Here is a 17,835-nt window from a genome sequence, read left to right on the forward strand (position 1 = left end):
GAGCGTTCAATTGGTCAGTTGCAGCTTCGAGAACTTGCTGGCGATCTGCTCGAATACGTTTGGCAGTTTGTTCGGATCATTGACTGCGTAGTAGTCGCTAGGATCCGAGGCGCAGGCACTGTAAAGCGTGCGGTTGGCCGCGGTGTCGGACTGCAGCACCATGGTGTAGATCTCTGCGCCCTGATTTTTCAACTGCGTGCAGACGCTCTTGGTCCATCCGTCCACATTGCGCGCGGCGGTCGTCTGATTGTCCGATCCAAGCCGACCGGCAGCGCCATAGCCTGAACCCGCGAGATAACCATAGGAGGTATAGTCCGACTTGGTCGTCTCTTTGCTGGCGCCATAGACCACGTTCTCACCGTCAGTGAGCAGCATGACGATTTTGCTCACCCCAGGCGTCTTCCACGGCGTTCCCTCAGTGTATGGCGCCGTCGGCGACAACACCCGCTGGCCCCAAGCGAGGCCCTCGGCAACATTGGTGCCCGACCCGGCCCAGGCAAGCATCTTGGCGGCCTCCTTGCGGAGCTTCGTAAAATCTTCCGTCAACGGAACGACCGGCGAGGGACAGGACCGGTTTGGCCCCACCGTCAATTGCAAGGCATTCGGATCGGTGGTGGCAGCGGTGGCGATGGCGGTGTTCTGCGGTGCGACATACTTGGCGATTGTTTCGAGATCCTTCTTCGACGGGCTGGCGTCGCTTCCAAGCAAGCCGCTCAGATCTATTCCAAGAATGTTCAATCCCCCATTCTGAGCAAGCTTGGTCTGGTCGGGGACGTCGTCGACAAAAGAGTTGTTGTAGTAATTGGCGTCGTTTGAATAGCTGCCGGAAGGCTTCGTGCCGTTCCCTGGACTGTCCGGCGCGAAGTACGGCACGAACAGAGTGTCGGGGTAAGACGGGTCAGGCGACGTATCGGAAATGTTAAAGGAGCCGGGCCGCGCCTCGACGCAGCCTTTCCAACCCGTCTCGATCCCTTTGTCATCCTTCCATCCGGTCAACCTGGCGGCCGAGGCCGGGTCTTTCATCAATTGTCTGAACAGCGCCATATGATTGGGACGCTTGCCATTGATGACGGGAAAATTGATCCCATTGGTGGATGATTTGCCGTCCATGTCGATCCAGGATGGGTCGAAGCCGTCGCCATTGACATTGACGGCCGTGACGAACGGAACCAGTGCCGCACGGACCTTGCGTGTTGGTGATTGTGCCGTTTCCAGATATTTGAGCAGATTGTCCGTCGCTGTCTTCAGGGCAGCAATTTTGGCGCCGGCCATCGAGCCGGTATTGTCCAGCACCAGCACAACCTCGAGCTGGTTGTTCGATTCGACGGCCGAGGCATCGACCACGATGTGCTTGTTCCGGCCAAACAGGAAAGCGAAGTTCAGATTGACGTCCGCCGAGGCGACAGCCTTTGTCTCGATGAAATTGACGCCTCTGTCGACGGTCAGCGTCGCCTGTGCGTTGGTGAGTTCGCCATGTCCGGCAATATTGGCCTGGAAGTAACGGTCGAAGGCGTCGGTCCGGGTAATGTCCAGATCGCCCAGATGCGAGGACGCAAGATTTGCCGCGTCGAGCGCATTCTGCAGGTTGCTTTTGGCCCGCATGATGGTGGACACGTCGACCGCGAAGGCCACGGCTGACAAGATGGCCGGCAGGCCCAGGGCGAGCAATAGCGTGAAATTGCCGCTCGTGGAGCGCCAGAACCTGTTGAGAAGCATTCTTACCCCCGGAAATGCTTGCCGCTTGTTATGCGGGTTGTCCGAGTTTTTGCCCCTTCCATGATGAACCGACCGTTGACGGCGAGGCTCAACTCTGCACAACCTGACATTGTGGTTAAGGGCTGGTTGCTGGAAAATCGCCGGGCCATACCGACGCCGCCGCTTGGTTTTCCAGCGCCCTGCGACATTGGGGATGCCGCTTGCCCTTGCTTTATCAGTGGATTGCTGTATAGACGCCGCCAATCTGCCGGTCCCAGCTGGGGGCTGAACGGAGGGCCGGAGGTTTTATCAAAAGCCTTCGTGTGAAGCCAGAAGCGCTTCCGCCTCCCGTGTCTCCGCTCTCGACCGTCTCGTCATGCTCCTTTCTTCCCCGCGCCTTGTTGGGCTCCACGGGTCAGAGAAGTTGCAGAGGCTTTTGCCGCCGGGAACCGGGAGAGAAACGAAGAAAGGCACGAAAGACATAATGGCTCTTTACGAACATGTGTTTCTTGCCCGGCAAGACCTCTCGCAGCAGCAGGTCGATGCGCTTGTCGAACAGTACAAGGGCGTCATCGCAGCGAATGGCGGGTCTGTCGGCCGGGTCGAGAACTGGGGACTGAAGTCCCTCACCTACCGGGTCAACAAGAACCGGAAGGCCTACTACACACTCATGGATTTGAACTGCCCGCCGGCCGCGCTCAACGAGATGGAGCGCCAGATGGGTCTGTCCGAGGACGTCCTGCGTTTCCTGACCATCAAGGTCGAGGCGCATGAGGAAGGTCCCTCGGCCATGATGCAGAAGCGCGAAGAGCGCTCCGAGCGCGGCAGCTTCGGCGACCGCGACCGTGGCGATCGTGGCCCACGTTCGTTCGGCGACCGCGATCGCGGCGACCGTGGCGATCGTCCGCCGCGCAGCTTCGGTGATGCCGGTGGCGAGCGTGGTCCGCGCCGTCCGCGCGAAGGCTTTGAAGGGGGTGCAGAATAATGGTCGACATCAATCAGATCCCGACCCGGCGCCCGTTCCACCGTCGCCGTAAGACCTGCCCGTTCTCCGGTGCCAACGCGCCCAAGATCGACTACAAGGACGTGCGTCTCCTGCAGCGCTACATCTCCGAGCGCGGCAAGATCGTGCCGTCGCGCATCACCGCCGTCAGCCAGAAGAAGCAGCGCGAGCTCGCCAAGGCGATCAAGCGCGCCCGTTTCCTTGGCCTGCTGCCCTACGTGGTCCGTTAAATACGATCCAAGCGGGCGGTTTTACCGCCCGCTTTTCCTGCCGATCGCGACGGGCGCGACCGGTTCCGAACCAAAAATCCCGAGTTGGATTTCGAAAGATATCCTAACTGCCTGAACAGGCAGGACAGCGACACCGGCGCCACGTCGTGCCCAGAGCTTCCTGACCTGTTCCACAGACATTCGGCGTCGATCCCGGGGATTGGCGTCCAACCAAAGGAACAAAACCATGGAAGTCATTCTTCTCGAACGCGTTTCCCGCCTCGGCCAGATGGGCGATACCGTCAAGGTAAAGGACGGCTTTGCCCGCAATTTCCTGTTGCCGCAGGGCAAGGCGCTGCGCGCCAACGAAGCCAACAAGAAGAAGTTCGAAGGCCAGCGCGCCCAGCTCGAAGCCCGCAATCTCGAGCGCAAGTCGGAAGCCAGCCAGGTTGCTGAAAAGCTCGACGGCAAGAGCTTCATCGCGGTCCGTTCGGCCGGCGAGACCGGTCAGCTCTACGGTTCGGTGTCGACGCGCGACATCGCCGATCTGCTGACGGCGGAAGGCTTCACGGTCAACCGCAACCAGATCCAGCTCAACCAGCCGATCAAGACAATCGGTCTCACCAATGTGGCGATCGCGCTGCATCCGGAAGTCGAAGTCACGATCACGCTCAACATCGCCCGCACGGCCGACGAGGCCGAGCGCCAAGCCAAAGGCGAGACGCTGACCACCGCCGAAGCCATCTATGGCGACGACATCAACGACAATGCGCGGCCGGAAAACTTCTTCGATCCGAACGCCGAGTTCGACGGCGGCGAAGACAACGCCTGACGGGACAGTCTGGGCGCCGGACCGGCACTCAGACCACCCTGCCGCTTTCCAGTCGATTCTGGACTAATGCCCGGGCCTCTCGCCCGGGCATTTTTGTGCCAAAAGGAACTTTTCGAAACCCTACATATTGATGCAGAATAGGACAGCCTGTCTGACCGTGAGGGGACATCTGAGCATGAATATTCTGTTGAAGCGCATTCTCGACCGCCTGGTGCGCTCGGGCAATCTCAAGGTAACCGGGCCCAAAGGCGCGACGTTCACCTTCGGCGACGGCAGCGGCGAGCCGGTGCACATGCACATCAAGACCAGGCATGCCGAACGCGCCATCACTTTCGATCCGATGCTGGCGGTGCCTGAATCCTACATGGACGGCGAGCTCGACATTCTCGAGGGCGGTGTACTTGGATTGATGCGCATTGCCTTCCAGAACATGGGCAGCGGCGGCATCGACGCGACCTGGTCGAAAGCCATCGAGGGCCTGCGCCACGCCTTCCGCCGGCTGCAGCAGATCAACACCACCTCGCGCTCGCGCCGCAACGTGCAGCGCCACTATGATCTTTCGGGCGAGCTCTATCGGCTCTTCCTCGACGAGGACATGCAGTATTCCTGCGCCTATTTCGAGCAGCCGGACATGACGCTGGACGAGGCCCAGGCGTCCAAGAAACGGCATATCGCCGCAAAGCTCAGACTGAAGGCCGGCCAGACCGTGCTCGACATCGGCTCCGGCTGGGGCGGGCTCGGCCTCTATCTCGCCAAGGCGTTCGACGTCGACGTGCAGGGCGTGACGCTGTCGACGGAACAGCATGGCGTCGCCACCGACCGTGCGCACGCGCAAGGGCTGGAGAACCACGTCCATTTCGAGCTGAAGGATTATCGCGAGCTTAACGAACGCTTCGACCGCATCGTCTCGGTCGGCATGTTCGAGCATGTCGGCGTCAACCACTTCCGGACCTTCTTCGACAAGGCGGCAACCTTGCTGAAGCCCGATGGCGTGATGCTTCTGCACACGATCGGCCGCTCCGGCGTGCCGTGGGCGACCAGCGCCTTCATCCGCAAGTATATTTTCCCGGGCGGCTACATACCGGCAATGTCGGAAGTGCTCCCGGCGATCGAGAGGTCCGGCCTCGTGGTCACGGACGTCGAGATCCTGCGGCTCCACTATGCCGATACGCTGAAGCACTGGGGCCAGCGCTTCGCCGCCAACCGCGACAAGGCCAGGGCGATCTATGACGAACGCTTCTGCCGCATGTGGGAATTTTATCTCGCCGCCTCGGAAGCCGCGTTCCGCTGGCAGGACCTGGTAATTTTCCAGTTCCAGATCGCCAAGAAGAACGACACGCTGCCGATGACCCGCGACTACATGGCCAAATGCGAAAAGGCGCTGGAAATGCGTGACATGGGCCACCGCGAGGCGGCTCCTGTCGAAAAGCCCGCCAAGCCCGCCCGTCGTCGCAAGGTGGCGGAGTAGGCATACCATCGGCACGCGGTTCGCCATTGGCGCTTGCCATTCCTGGCCCCGGCCCTGAAAAAGGCCTCGTGAATCGTCGCGAGGCCTTTTTCATGACCTATCTCATCTATGCCGCCGCAGCACTGGCCGAGATTGCCGGCTGCTTTTCGGTATGGGCCTGGTGGCGGCTGGAAAGGTCGCCGCTGTGGCTGGCGCCAGGCTTCGTCGCGCTCCTTCTGTTCGCCTGGCTTCTGGCGCTGGTCGACACCAATGCCGCTGGCCGCGCCTATGCCGCTTATGGCGGAATCTATATCATTGCCTCGTTGGCCTGGCTGTGGCTGGTGGAAGACGTACGGCCCGACCGCTGGGATCTTGCCGGTGCCGCGCTTTGCATCGTCGGAGCTTCGGTTATCCTGCTCGCACCGCGAGGGGCATAGCGTGGAATTGCCAGCATCTCTTCGACAAGCTGTCGATCGTATCCTGGAAAGGGTTCCGCTGCCGGAGCTGAAGCAGGCGGCGAAAACCCTGTCGGACCGCTACCGGGCCGAACTTCGCGACGGCCGTCTGCACATGGCTCAGGACATGGCGGTCAAGGCTTATCTGGCGGCGCGGCTGCCGGCGACTTATGCCGCGGTCCGCGCCAGCCTTGGCGCTTTGAATGAGGCCCGGCCGGATTTCATGCCGAAAACCTTGCTCGATGTTGGCGCTGGCCCTGGTACGGTGCTTTGGGCCACCAGCGATCTCTGGCCTGATCTCGAACAGGCCGTGCTGTTGGAAGCAAGTGCCGCGGTGCGCAAGGTCGGCGAGATGCTCGCCGCCGATGCGATTGCCGCCCGAACCGTCTGGCAGGCCGGTGACGTCACGATCGACCTTGGTGACGTTGAGTCGGCAGACCTCGTCACATGCGCCTATGTGCTGGACGAGATCGTGCCGGCATCCCTGCCCAAAATGGTCGACCGGCTATGGCAGCTCACGAAAGACACATTGCTGATCGTCGAACCGGGCACGCCGGCGGGCTGGCAGCGAATTCTGACAGTGCGCACGCAATTGATCGCGGACGGCGCGCATCTGCTGGCGCCTTGTCCGCACCAGGCACCCTGCCCGCTCAGCCCGCCCGACTGGTGCCACTTTTCCCGCCGCGTCGCCCGCTCGCGCCTGCACCGGCTGGCCAAGGACGCCGAGGTGCCGTGGGAAGACGAGAAATTCATTTTTGTCGCCGCGTCGCGTCAGCCGGCCGCCTATCGAGCGGCGCGTGTGATTGCGCCGCCGAAATCCGGCTCCGGCAAGGTGTCGCTGAAACTTTGCGAGCCGGACGGAGGCGCGGGCGAAAAGCTGTTTACGAAGCGGGATGGGGACGTGTTCAGGCTGGCCAGGCGCCTGGACTGGGGCGATGCCATGGAACCCGGCACCACTTAAGTGGCCGATTGTTCTTGCTTCGTTCCATGGCCTCGCATAAGAATCGAAGCCCGCCGAGTCAACTGGAATCGGGATACAGGAACACTGTCCTGTGGACGGTTTGCCGTCCCTGTGAACAAACGGGGCATCGGGGCCGTTTGGTCGTACGGTGATGCAGAAAGGTCAGCATGGTTTCGCCTCGTTCTGATATCGAAAGGCCGGGATCGAAATCGGGGGTATCATGGCAGAGGCAGCGCGAAAATTCGGCGTGGCGGAGCAACCGCTTTATCGCGAGGCGCCGAACAACATTGAGGCGGAGCAGGCGCTGCTCGGCGCGATTCTCGTCAATAACGATGCCTTCTACCGTGTCTCCGACTTCCTGAAACCGAGCCATTTCTACGAGCCCCTGCATCGCAGGATCTTTGAAGTCGCGGCTGAGCTCATCCGCATGGGCAAGGTGGCGACGCCGATCACCTTGAAGACCTTTCTGCCGGCCGACGAGAAAGTCGGTGACATGACGGTGGCGCAATATGTCGTGCGGCTGGCGGTGGAAGCCGTCACCGTCGTCAACGCCACCGACTACGGCCGCGCCATCTATGATCTGGCGACGCGCCGCGCGCTGATCACCGTCGGCGAGGATATGGTCAACATCGCTTATGACGCGCCGGTCGACATGTCGCCTTCCGAGCAGATCGAGGACGCCGAACGCCGCCTGTTCGAACTGGCCGAAACCGGACGCTATGATGGCGGCTTCGAGAGCTTCACCGACGCGGTCAAGACCGCCGTCGACATGGCGAACGCAGCCTATATGCGCGACGGCGGTCTGTCGGGCCTGGCCACCGGCATGCGCGACCTCGACCGCCGCATGGGCGGCCTGCAACCCTCCGACCTGATCGTCCTTGCCGGCCGTCCGGGCATGGGTAAGACGTCGCTCGCCACCAACATCGCCTTCAATGTCGCCGAGGCCTATGTGCCGGCACAACAGGCCGACGGCTCGTTCAAGGCGGCCAATGGCGGCGTCGTCGGGTTCTTCTCGCTCGAAATGTCGTCCGAACAGCTCGCAACACGTATCATTTCCGAACAGACGGAAATCTCTTCGTCGAAGATCCGCCGCGGCGAAATCAGTGAAATGGACTTCGAAAAGCTGGTCGCCTGTTCGCAGACCATGCAGAAGATTCCCCTTTTCATCGACCAGACCGGCGGCATCTCGATCGCGCAATTGTCTGCCCGCGCGCGCCGCCTGAAGCGCCAGCGCGGCCTCGACCTCATCGTCATCGACTATATCCAGCTGATGCAAGGGTCCAGCGCCAAGGCATCGCAGAACCGCGTCCAGGAAATCACCGAGATCACCACGGGCCTGAAGGCCTTGGCAAAAGAGCTGACCGTGCCGATCATCGCGCTCTCACAGCTGTCGCGTCAGGTCGAAAGCCGCGACGACAAGCGCCCGCAGCTCTCGGACTTGCGCGAATCCGGTTCGATCGAGCAGGACGCCGACGTCGTGATCTTCGTGTACCGCGAAGAATACTATCTCAAGAACCGCGAGCCGAAGCTTGGCACCGAGGAATACGTCAAGTGGGAAAACGAGATGAACGAGATGCGCGGCAAGGCCGAGGTCATCGTCGCCAAGCAGCGCCACGGGCCGACGGGCACGGTCACGCTGGCCTTCCACGGTGAATTCACACGCTTCTCCGACCTCGCCGAGGAGCATCATATTGCGGAGAGGTTCGAGTAGCTTCTTGAGAAAGGTCTCATTCCTTCGCGCCCCCCTCTGTCCTGCCGGACATCTCCCCCTCAAGGGGGGAGATCGGCAATTTCGATTCTGTCGCTCACCTTGCAACGATGACGATAGGCGAAAGCCGTCGCGACATCCGATCTCCCCCCTTGAGGGGAAGATTGCCGGCTGGCCAGAGGAGAGCGCTGTCCCGCCAAGCTATCCAGCGATGTTCGAATCGGACCGCGCCTGATGGCCAAATCCCGCGTTCAATTCATCTGCCAGAATTGCGGATCGGTGCATCAGCGCTGGGCCGGCAAATGCGATGCCTGCGGCGAGTGGAACACGCTGGTCGAGGAGGGCACGTCCGGCGGTATCGGCTCGGGGCCAGCCAACACCCGCAACGCCCGCAAGGGCCGTGCGGTGGTGTTGGCCACGCTTTCCGGCGATATCGAGGATGCGCCGCGCATCGTCTCGGGCATTGGCGAACTCGACCGCGCCACCGGCGGCGGTTTCGTGCGCGGTTCGGCGCTGCTGGTCGGCGGTGATCCCGGCATCGGCAAGTCGACGCTGCTCACCCAGGCCGCCGCCGCTCTTGCCTCGAGAGGCCACCGCATCGTCTATGTCTCAGGCGAAGAAGCCGTCGCGCAGATCAGGCTTCGCGCGCAGCGCCTCGGCGTCGCGTCCACCCCGGTCGAGTTGGCGGCGGAAACCAATGTCGAGGACATCCTCGCCACCATCGCGGACGGCAAGCGCCCGGACCTCGTCATTCTCGATTCGATCCAGACGCTTTGGACCGATCTTGCCGATTCGGCGCCAGGCACCGTTACCCAGGTGCGTGCCGCCGCCCAGGCGATGATCCGTTACGCCAAATCCACAGGTGCGGCGATCGTTCTCGTCGGCCATGTCACCAAGGAAGGCCAGATCGCGGGCCCGCGCGTGGTCGAGCACATGGTTGACGGCGTGCTCTATTTCGAGGGCGAAGGCGGCCACCACTACCGCATCCTGCGCACGGTGAAGAACCGCTTCGGACCGACCGACGAGATCGGCGTCTTCGAAATGTCGGACAAGGGCTTGCGCGAAGTCTCCAACCCATCGGAGCTGTTCCTTGGCGAGCGGCATGCGAAATCGCCCGGTGCGGCCGTTTTCGCCGGCATGGAGGGCACAAGGCCCGTTCTGGTCGAGATCCAGGCGCTGGTCGCGCCGTCCTCGCTCGGCACGCCGCGCCGGGCGGTGGTCGGCTGGGACGGGGCGCGGCTGTCGATGGTGCTGGCGGTGCTGGAGGCGCATTGCGGCGTTCGCTTCGGCCAGCACGACGTCTATCTCAACGTCGCCGGCGGCTATCGCATCAGCGAGCCGGCGGCCGATCTCGCGGTCGCCGCAGCACTGGTTTCCTCGCTCACCGGTCTTGCCCTTCCCGCCGATTGCGTCTATTTCGGCGAAATCAGCCTATCGGGCGCGGTGAGGCCGGTTGCGCATGCGCAACAGCGCCTCAAGGAAGCCGAAAAGCTGGGTTTTGGTAGCGCGGTTCTGCCCTTGGGCAGCGAGGAACTTGCTGGAGGGATCGGGGCCGGCGCTTTCCAGCCCACCGAGCTTACCGACCTCGTGGCGCGCATAGCCGGCTCGCGGCGCAGCCGCGCCGACGATGAAGAGTGACGCGGCTCGTCGAGCCGTGAAAAAGAGATCGGAGTGGGGCGAAAGACATGCCGATTACGCTGCTTGACGGAATTCTCGTCGGCTTCACCCTGGTCTCGGCGATGCTCGCCATGGTTCGCGGCTTCTCGCGCGAGGTCCTGTCGGTCGTCTCGTGGGCGGCGGCAGCAGCGGCGGCTTTCTTCTTCTACAAACCGGTCCTGCCCTATCTGAAGCCCTACATCGAAAATGAGAAGATCGCGATGGCGGCCTCCGCCGGCGTCGTCTTCATCATCGCGCTGATCGTCGTCTCGGTCATCACCATGAAGCTCGCCGACTGGATCATCGATTCCCGCATCGGCGCGCTCGACCGGACACTTGGCTTCCTCTATGGCGCCGCGCGCGGCATCCTGGTGGTGGCGGTGGCACTTTTGTTCTTCAACTGGCTGGCCGGCGCCAAGGCTCCGGCCTGGGTCACGGATGCCAAATCGCGGCCGTTGCTGGAATCGATAGGCGCCAAGATCGAGAACCTGCTGCCAGCCGACACCGAAAACGCAATTCTCAAGAAGTTCAGCCCGAAAACAGGCGCCGAGACCCCGGCTGCGCCCGATGCACCGGCGGCGGATGCGCCAGCGGCGGATGCGCCGACAACAGGTGACGACGCCAATGCGCCGGCTCCTGACGATAATGACGCCGGCCCGGCGGACAACACGGCCAAGCCGGCGCCGGCAGCACCTGCTAACTGACGCCCCAAACGGGGCGCCAGAACGTGCGACCATGTGAAGGACTGCAGGCAGTGCGTTGCTTTCGACGCGCGAGCGCCTTATATGGCGATTTTAGCGGAGCTTAAGATGGCAGACGCAGACGACGTGCTTTCCGCCGAGGCCGACGACCATTTCCATGACGAATGCGGCGTGTTCGGCATTTTCGGCCGGCAAGACGCGGCAGCCATCGTCACGCTAGGCCTGCACGCGCTGCAGCATCGCGGCCAGGAGGCGGCCGGTATCGTTTCCTATGACGGCACGCAGTTCCATGTCGAACGCCATGTTGGCCTGATCGGCGACACATTCACCAAACAACGGGTCATCGACAGCCTGCAGGGCAACCGGGCCATTGGTCACACACGCTACGCCACGACCGGCGGCGCCGGCATGCGCAACATTCAGCCCTTCTTCGCCGAACTCGCCGATGGCGGCTTTGCCGTCGCCCATAACGGCAATTTGACCAATGCCATGACAGTGCAGCGTGCATTGCAGAAGCAAGGCGCGATCTTCTCTTCCACTTCCGACACCGAGACGCTCCTGCATCTGGTGGCGACCAGCAAGGAACGGGATCTCAACTCGCGCTTCATTGATGCGGTACGGCAGGTCGAGGGCGCTTTTTCGCTGGTGGCGATGACAGCCAAGAAGATGATCGGCTGCCGCGATCCACTCGGTATCCGCCCGCTGGTGCTGGGCGATCTCGACGGCGCATGGATCCTTGCCTCCGAAACCTGCGCTCTCGACATTATCGGCGCGCGCTTCGTGCGCGACCTGAAACCCGGCGAGATGGTCGTCATCACCTCCAAGGGCATTGAAAGCCTGTTTCCGTTCGAGCCGCAGAAGACCCGCTTCTGCATCTTCGAATATGTCTATTTCGCCCGGCCGGACTCTTCGGTCGAAGGCCGCAACGTTTACGAGGTGCGCAAGCGCATCGGCGCCGAACTGGCGCAGGAAAACCCTGTCGAGGCCGACATTGTCGTGCCGGTGCCGGATTCCGGCACACCGGCGGCAATCGGCTTCAGCCAGGCGGCGGGCATACCCTTCGAACTCGGCATCATCCGCAACCATTATGTCGGCCGCACCTTCATCCAGCCCGGCGATTCGATCCGCCACATGGGCGTCAAGCTGAAGCATAATGCCAACCGCCGCATGATCGAGGGCAAGCGCGTGGTTCTGGTCGACGATTCGATCGTGCGCGGCACCACCAGCCAGAAGATCGTGCAGATGGTTCGTGACGCCGGCGCCAAGGAGGTGCATATGCGCATCGCCTCGCCGCCGACCAGCGCCTCCTGCTTCTACGGCGTCGACACGCCGGAGAAGTCGAAGCTTCTGGCTTCGCGCATGTCCGTGCAGGAAATGGCTGAATTCATCCGCGTCGATTCACTCGGCTTCCTGTCGATCGACGGCCTCTACCGCGCCGTCGGCGAGGCCGGCCGCGACAGTGAGCAGCCGCAATTCTGCGATGCCTGCTTCACCGGCCAGTATCCGACCCGCCTGCTCGACTTCGAAGGCCACGACAATGTGCGCACCCTGTCACTGCTGGCGACGAGCGGGTCGTAGGATTGCCGGACCATCATCAGCCCAGCCAGACTTCCGGAATCCATCGCATGACCCTCGACCTTACCGGCCGCGTCGCGGTCGTCACCGGCGCCTCGCGCGGCATAGGCTATTTCATCGCCAGGGAACTGGCGGCCGCCGGTGCCCATGTGATTGCGGTTGCGCGCACTGTTGGCGGACTGGAAGAGCTCGACGATCAGATCAAGGCAGGCGGCGGCCAGGCAACGCTGGTGCCGCTCGACCTCGCCGACATGGCCGGCATCGACCGGCTGGGCGGCGCCATCCACGAGCGCTGGGGCAAGCTCGACATCCTCGTCGCCAATGCCGGCGTGCTCGGCGTCATCTCGCCGATCGGCCATGTCGAGGCCAAGACCTTCGAAAAGGTGATAACCATCAACGTGACCTCGACCTGGCGGCTGATCCGCTCGGTCGACCCTCTGCTGCGGCTCTCGGATGCCGGCAGGGCCATCATTCTTTCTTCCAATACCGCGCATTCGGCGCGCGCCTTCTGGGCGCCTTACGCAGCGTCGAAGGCGGCGGTCGAAACCATGATGCGCTCCTGGGCGCATGAGACGCAAAGCCTGCCGTTGCGAGTCAACGCCGCCGATCCAGGCGCCACCCGCACCGCGATGCGAGCCCAGGCCGTCCCCGGTGAGGATCCGGAGACGCTGCCGCATCCTTCAGAGATCGCCAAGCGCATCGTGCCGCTGGCCAGCCCCGAGTTGAAGGAAACCGGGCTGATCTTCCAAGCCAAGCACAACCGCTTCGTCGCTTATAAGCAGCCGGAATAACCAAGGGCTGCAAGACGCTGGTTTCAGAAATCCGCCGGATCATCACGCGGCTGTGATTTAAGGTGGAAAGGCCGCGCCGCGGTCATGCTTTCGTCATTTCCGCGGAGTTGGTAGAATCGTAGCGACTCCCACAACAAGCGCCCGAGCTGGGCAGAACAAGGAAATTCCCATGGCTTCGACCGCAGCGTTGGTCTGGTATCTGGTAATCGCCGGCCCGCAGGGTGGCATGGTGGTGCTGCCCAGCACCTTCGACAAGCGTGAACAATGCACCGCCGCCATCACCGAATATCAGAAGCAGCCGACACCGACCGGCTGGTCTATCCAATGCGTGCCGAGTGCCTCGCCCTTCACCGACGAGGGCGATGCCGAACAGCCGTCAGCCCAGTAAAGCTTAATCTCCCCCTTAAGGTGGAGACGGCCGGCAGCCAGAGGAGGTCGCCGCGCATGAAGCGCCGGCCTCCTTTATTCATCAGGAAGTCGCGTCAGGACGTACCGGCCCCTCTATCGCCCTTGGCGACATCTCCCCCTCGATGGGGGTTCATCAGCGCTGGGCCGTCACCATCAGTTCCGGCTTCTGATTGATGGTTTGGAACACCACGCAATAGCGCTCGGTCAGTTTCAGCAGTGAGTCGATACGCTCCTGCGTTTCATTCGTGTCGAGATTGAAATTGAGCCGGATGGCACGAAAACCGACCGGTGCGTCCTTGGCGACACCGAGCGTGCCGCGAAAATCAAGATCCCCTTCGGCTTCCACCGTGGCGGTGCCGAGCTTGAACTCGAGCGCCGTCGCCACCGCCTTCAGCGTTACCCCGGCGCAGGCCACCAGGGCTTCGAGCAGCATGTCGCCGGAGCAGAGCTCAAGCCCTGAGCCTCCCGTTGCCGGATGCAGGCCGGCGATTGCCAGCGCCCTGCCCGTCTCCACCTTGCAGGCGATCGACTGGTCGTCGAGGCTGCCCCGGGCCTTCAGCGTGATCAACGCACGCGAAGCATCGTCGCGGTAGACCTCCTTGAGCGGTGCCTGCATGGCTTTGAGTGCGGTGGCGTCCATTTTCCATTCCTTTCGGGGTCTTTTCGCGTTGATAGCATTGTCTTGCGAGGCATGTGCAAATCCTGGGACATGCTGGCGAAGGAACGCGGCGGTAATTGTGCCGAACCACTGACTCGACGTTTCCTTTGACTTCGACCGCCCCAGCCATACCTATGCGGCAGTCGTTCTCGCGGAGGCACCATGCCGCTCAAACTGAAACCGGTCCCTCTCATCGTTTTGATGCTTGCCGCCATTGCGCAGCCCGTGCTTGCCGAGACCACCGAGCGGCCGGTACCCACAGGCGGGGTGCTGTCGCTGCTGCCGCAGCCGCAGACTACCAATCATTCGATCACGCTAGCCGGACGCAAGCTCGACTATCAGGCAAAGGCCGGCACGCTGTCGCTGCGTTCCGGCAAGGGCGACGTCACGGCGGAGATGTTCTATGTCGCCTATGTGTTGCAGCCGCCGGCGACCCCGGTAAAGGAGCCAAGACGCCCCATCACTTTCGTGTTCAATGGCGGCCCGGGAGCAGCTTCCGCTTATCTGCATATCGGCGCGCTCGGCCCGCGCATAATCGCAACCGGCGCCGGTGGCGAATTCCTGCCCCCGCCGCAAAAGCTGATCGACAATCCGGACAGTTGGCTCGACATGACCGACCTCGTCTTCGTCGATCCGGTCGGAACCGGCTACAGCCGTGAAGCACCGGGCCAGGACACGCATGATTTCTGGGGTGTCAATCAGGATGCCAGTTCGATGGGCGCTTTCATCCGGCTGTATCTCGCGCAGAACGGCCGCACGGGATCGCCGCTGTTCCTCGCCGGGGAAAGTTATGGCGGGTTCCGGGCGGCACTGCTGGCACGGACCCTGCAGGAAGACATCGGTGTCGGCCCGAGCGGCATCGTGCTGATCTCGCCGGCGCTGGAATTCATGCTGGTGCTGCCCGACCAGTTCGAGCCGCTGCATTGGGCGCTCGAACTGCCTTCGCTGGCGGCGGCACGGCTGAGTGCCGACGGCGTTGCCGGCGAGGCGCTGCGGGCCAAGCTCGCCGAGATCGAGCGATATGCATTGGGCGACTATCTCACCGCGATTGCGAGCGGACTGGAGGAAGGCGGGCGAGTTGCGAGCAAGCGTGTGGCGGAAATCACCGGGCTGCCGCTCGATGTCGTGCAGCGGAATTTTGCGCGCATCCCGACCGACCTGTTCGCAAGGGAGTTTGCCCGCGCCAGAGGTAAAGTGCTCAGTCCCTATGACGCCATGATCGGCACGGCCGACATCGCGCCCGAGAATGCTCGCATTGCTGGCCCCGATCCGGTGCTCGACCGCAGCGTGCCGGCGCTGACTTCGGCTTTCGTCGGCTATGTCCGCGACGAGCTGAATTTCCGCACCGACGTCAGCTATCGGCTGCTCAACGGGGAGATCACCCGCAGTTGGGATTACGGCACCTCGCGGCAGGGGTATGCCGGTGTGATGACCGATCTGCAGCGAGCGCGGGCGCTCAACCCATCGCTGGGCATCGTGATCGTCAACGGCTATACCGACCTGGTCACACCCTATCTGGCCTCACGCTATCTGGTAAGCCAGCTGCCCTCACTTGCCGATACCAAGCCCATTCGCCTCGATGTTGTCGAAGGTGGGCACATGATGTACTTGCGCCCGGACGGCCGGCGGGCGCTGAAGGATGCGGCCTCGGAACTCTATCAAGCCACGCAGTGAGCGCGTTGGCGCTGCCCCAACGCATGCCTGGCGCTGGAATAGCGCCGCGCAGGCTTTCCCCCGTATAGCTGATGGCAGCGGAGCCGACGGGGCAGGAACCGCCATCACGCAAGCAGTCCGACGCCGCATGGCCGATATCGCTATTCTCGAAACACGCGAAAGGGTTCTCGGCGGAATCCTTTTGACCGGCGCCGCCTACTTGCTGTTTTCGACGCAGGACGCCTCGATCAAGCTGCTGGTCACCGGCCTGACGGTCTGGCAGATCATGTTCTTCCGCAGCATCACCGTTCTCGGCGCTTGCGCGGTGATCGGCGGGCGGGCGCTGTTTGCCGACACGGTGCGCTCGCCGATCGTACGGCCAATGCTGGTGCGCAGTGCCTTCACGCTCGCCGCCTGGCTTTGTTATTATAATGCCGCCCGCAGCCTGCAGCTCGCCGAACTGACCACTGTCTACTACACGGCCCCGATCATCGTCACCGTGCTTTCGGTGTTCTTGCTCGGCGAAATGGTGCCGTTGCTGCGCTGGCTGGCGGTATTGATCGGCTTTGCCGGCGTCTTCGTCGCTTGCGACCCCACCCATCTCGGTCTGTCCGTTCCGGTGCTGCTGGTACTGGCGGCGGCTCTCCTATGGGCCATCGCCATCGTACTCCTGCGCAAGACGGCGCTTGCCGAACGCTCGATGGTCCAGCTCCTTCTCAACAATTTCTATTTCCTGGTGTTTTCGGCGGCGCCGGCTCTGTTGTGGTGGCATGCGCCGGACCTGCCTCAGTTGCTGCTTCTTGCCAGCGTCGGCGCGCTCGGCGGCCTGGCGCAATATCTTCTCTTCGAAGGCATGAAACGCACGCCGGCATCGATCCTCGCCCCACTCGAATATAGTTCGCTGTTGTGGGCGTTCGCGCTCGGCTTCGCGATCTGGGGCGACGTGCCGCGCCGCGAGGTTTTCCTGGGCGCCGCCCTTATCGTCGCCGCCGGCCTGCTGATCGTGGGCGGCGAGCATTTCCGCAAGCGGTTGTGATGTGGATGGCCTTCACTGCTGACATGACGATGGCAGGACATGGCGAGATAGGCTGGCGGCATGACTGACATGGCGGCTACGACCGAGACCACCGAACGCACGCTTGGCATCATATTGGTGTCGTCATCGGCTGCCGTGTTCGGTCTGACCGGTGTGCTGACCAAGTCGATCCATGCCGATCCGCTGACGATCACCTGCTGGCGCGGCTTTGTCGGCTCGATCCTGATCAGCCTCTATGTGCTGTGGCGCCGCAACCGCTCGGGCAGCCGTGAAACACTGCGGCTTGGCTGGCGCGGCTGGCTGCTGGCGGTGGAAGGCGCGCTCGCCAGCATCGCCTTCATTTCCGCCTTCAAGTTCACTTTCGTCGCCAATGTCGCGGTCATCTATACGACGTCGCCTTTCATTGCCGCCCTGCTGGCCTGGGTACTGGTACGCGAACCTTTCCGCCTGCAGACGATGGTCGCGGCCGCCGTCTCGTTATGCGGCGTGGCTATCATGGTCTGGTCGGGGTTCGGCACCGGAAAGCTGTTCGGCGACGGGCTGGCGCTGCTGATGACGATCGGCAGCGCGCTCTACATGATCATGGTGCGCGCCTTCCGCGACACACCCGTGGTGTGGGCCGGCGCGGTTTCGGCCTTCCTGTTGTTCATGCTCGGCTGGTTTGTCACCGATCCCCTGGCCGTCTCTGCAAGGGACGCCGTTCTGCTTGTAACGTTCGGCGCTTCCTTCGCATTGGCTTCCATCCTGTGGACGGAGGGCGCACGGCTTATCCCGGCGCCTGAATCCGGCCTGCTCGGCTCGGCGGAAGTGCCGTTCGCGATCCTGTTTGCCTTCCTGTTCCTGGCCGAGATCCCACCGATGGCCAGCATGATCGGCGGTGCCATCGTGCTCTGCGCGGTGTTCGCCCATGCTGGCCGCGACTGGCTGGCGGCCCGCTCCCAACAGGTCGCGTCAAATATTTCTTAAAAAAGTGACACGGTCACGGAACCATTACCGGACTCAGACATTGTTGGTGCGACGGGCCACCCCCCCAAGTCCCCCCAAACC

The 17,835-nt window shown here is 62.6% G+C and carries 17 protein-coding genes; 15 read left to right on the forward strand and 2 right to left on the reverse strand.

The features are described 5' to 3' along the window. Window positions 1-6: 6 nt before the first annotated feature. Complete coding sequence (locus FJ934_RS17535) at window positions 7-1,959, reverse strand: pilus assembly protein (RefSeq protein ID WP_246671543.1); 1,953 nt, start codon at window positions 1,957-1,959, stop codon at window positions 7-9. Window positions 1,960-2,179: 220 nt separating this feature from the next. On the opposite strand from FJ934_RS17535, the gene rpsF reads away from it, so the two are divergent. The 12 genes from rpsF (at window position 2,180) to FJ934_RS17595 (ending at window position 13,421) form a co-directional block, all read left to right on the forward strand. Continuing rightward, entirely contained in the window at window positions 2,180-2,680 is a 501-nt protein-coding gene (rpsF, locus tag FJ934_RS17540) for a 30S ribosomal protein S6 (protein WP_140610839.1), read from the forward strand. Beyond that, entirely contained in the window at window positions 2,680-2,928 is a 249-nt protein-coding gene (rpsR, locus tag FJ934_RS17545) for a 30S ribosomal protein S18 (RefSeq protein WP_006203718.1), read from the forward strand. The genes rpsF and rpsR overlap by 1 nt, the downstream gene beginning before the upstream one ends. A 226-nt stretch (window positions 2,929-3,154) precedes the next feature. Then, a complete protein-coding gene (gene rplI, locus FJ934_RS17550; RefSeq protein WP_056563263.1) occupies window positions 3,155-3,739 on the forward strand; it encodes a 50S ribosomal protein L9 in 585 nt (194 codons plus the stop codon). A 175-nt stretch (window positions 3,740-3,914) separates the two neighbouring features. Next, the gene (locus FJ934_RS17555) at window positions 3,915-5,207 is read left to right on the forward strand and encodes a cyclopropane-fatty-acyl-phospholipid synthase family protein (RefSeq protein ID WP_140610840.1); all 1,293 of its coding nucleotides are present in this window, start codon (window positions 3,915-3,917) and stop codon (window positions 5,205-5,207) included. A gap of 92 nt (window positions 5,208-5,299) precedes the next feature. Then, window positions 5,300-5,623: a YnfA family protein gene (locus tag FJ934_RS17560; RefSeq protein ID WP_140610841.1), complete on the forward strand. Its 324-nt coding sequence runs from the start codon at window positions 5,300-5,302 to the stop codon at window positions 5,621-5,623. Between the two features lies 1 nt (window position 5,624). Further along, a complete protein-coding gene (locus FJ934_RS17565; protein ID WP_140610842.1) occupies window positions 5,625-6,602 on the forward strand; it encodes a small ribosomal subunit Rsm22 family protein in 978 nt (325 codons plus the stop codon). Window positions 6,603-6,822: 220 nt separating this feature from the next. Then, window positions 6,823-8,313: a replicative DNA helicase gene (locus tag FJ934_RS17570; RefSeq protein ID WP_140610843.1), complete on the forward strand. Its 1,491-nt coding sequence runs from the start codon at window positions 6,823-6,825 to the stop codon at window positions 8,311-8,313. Between the two features lie 231 nt (window positions 8,314-8,544). Further along, a complete protein-coding gene (gene radA, locus FJ934_RS17575) occupies window positions 8,545-9,948 on the forward strand; it encodes a DNA repair protein RadA (protein ID WP_140610844.1) in 1,404 nt (467 codons plus the stop codon). 47 nt (window positions 9,949-9,995) lie between these two features. Beyond that, complete coding sequence (locus FJ934_RS17580; protein ID WP_140610845.1) at window positions 9,996-10,670, forward strand: CvpA family protein; 675 nt, start codon at window positions 9,996-9,998, stop codon at window positions 10,668-10,670. Between the two features lie 105 nt (window positions 10,671-10,775). Next, window positions 10,776-12,245, forward strand: a complete 1,470-nt coding sequence (gene purF, locus FJ934_RS17585; protein WP_140610846.1) for an amidophosphoribosyltransferase — start codon at window positions 10,776-10,778, stop codon at window positions 12,243-12,245. Between the two features lie 47 nt (window positions 12,246-12,292). Then, the gene (locus FJ934_RS17590) at window positions 12,293-13,033 is read left to right on the forward strand and encodes an SDR family NAD(P)-dependent oxidoreductase (RefSeq protein ID WP_140610847.1); all 741 of its coding nucleotides are present in this window, start codon (window positions 12,293-12,295) and stop codon (window positions 13,031-13,033) included. A gap of 169 nt (window positions 13,034-13,202) precedes the next feature. Then, a complete protein-coding gene (locus FJ934_RS17595; RefSeq protein ID WP_140610848.1) occupies window positions 13,203-13,421 on the forward strand; it encodes a hypothetical protein in 219 nt (72 codons plus the stop codon). 153 nt (window positions 13,422-13,574) lie between these two features. On the opposite strand, the gene FJ934_RS17600 is transcribed toward FJ934_RS17595, so the two are convergent. Then, the gene (locus FJ934_RS17600; RefSeq protein WP_140610849.1) at window positions 13,575-14,081 is read right to left on the reverse strand and encodes an OsmC family protein; all 507 of its coding nucleotides are present in this window, start codon (window positions 14,079-14,081) and stop codon (window positions 13,575-13,577) included. 180 nt (window positions 14,082-14,261) lie between these two features. Here FJ934_RS17600 and FJ934_RS17605 point away from each other — a divergent pair, with 180 nt between their 5' ends. The 3 genes from FJ934_RS17605 (at window position 14,262) to FJ934_RS17615 (ending at window position 17,754) form a co-directional block, all read left to right on the forward strand. Continuing rightward, window positions 14,262-15,773 (forward strand): peptidase S10, encoded by a 1,512-nt coding sequence (locus FJ934_RS17605; protein WP_140610850.1) that lies wholly within the window; start codon window positions 14,262-14,264, stop codon window positions 15,771-15,773. Between the two features lie 127 nt (window positions 15,774-15,900). Beyond that, the gene (locus tag FJ934_RS17610) at window positions 15,901-16,788 is read left to right on the forward strand and encodes a DMT family transporter (RefSeq protein ID WP_140610851.1); all 888 of its coding nucleotides are present in this window, start codon (window positions 15,901-15,903) and stop codon (window positions 16,786-16,788) included. 60 nt (window positions 16,789-16,848) lie between these two features. Then, window positions 16,849-17,754, forward strand: a complete 906-nt coding sequence (locus FJ934_RS17615) for a DMT family transporter (protein WP_140610852.1) — start codon at window positions 16,849-16,851, stop codon at window positions 17,752-17,754. The last annotated feature ends 81 nt before the right edge of the window (window positions 17,755-17,835 follow it).

The organism is Mesorhizobium sp. B2-4-12, assembly GCF_006441575.1.
In the GTDB taxonomy this organism is placed as follows: Bacteria; Pseudomonadota; Alphaproteobacteria; order Rhizobiales; family Rhizobiaceae; genus Mesorhizobium.